1 tRNA gene and 2 rRNA genes (1 of these 3 only partly in view) are annotated in these 352 nt (G+C 44.3%); all 3 read left to right on the top strand.

Annotated elements, in window-relative coordinates:
* Positions 1-20: 20 nt before the first annotated feature.
* A 5S ribosomal RNA gene (gene rrf, locus BCU75_RS14950) occupies positions 21-136 on the top strand.
* A 38-nt stretch (positions 137-174) separates the two neighbouring features.
* Positions 175-251 (top strand) — tRNA-Thr (locus tag BCU75_RS14945).
* A gap of 42 nt (positions 252-293) precedes the next feature.
* Positions 294-352: ribosomal RNA gene (gene rrf, locus BCU75_RS14940) — 5S ribosomal RNA — on the top strand; it runs 86 nt beyond the window's last position.

Below are 352 nucleotides of genomic sequence, written 5' to 3'. Positions count from 1 at the left end.
TTTCCGAATTTTAAAATTTGCTTGGCGACCATAGCATTGTGGACCCACCTGATTCCATGCCGAACTCAGAAGTGAAACACAATAGCGCCGATGGTAGTGTGGGGTTTCCCCATGTGAGAGTAGGACATCGCCAGGCTTTAAATTTAGAGAATCGTTTTTAACGATTTTCAATTTGCTGATATAGCTCAGCCCGGTAGAGCGCACCCTTGGTAAGGGTGAGGTCCCCAGTTCGAGTCTGGGTATCAGCACCATTATTTAGTTGATTTGATTCATCAAGTTAACAACAGAATTTGTTTGACGACCATAGCATTATGGACCCACCTGATTCCATGCCGAACTCAGAAGTGAAACA

It is taken from the genome of Vibrio splendidus, assembly GCF_002873455.1.
Classification (GTDB): Bacteria; Pseudomonadota; Gammaproteobacteria; order Enterobacterales; family Vibrionaceae; genus Vibrio; species Vibrio splendidus_J.
The sequence above is the reverse complement of the archived record's forward strand: the minus strand, read 5'-3'. Positions and strand labels throughout refer to the sequence as shown.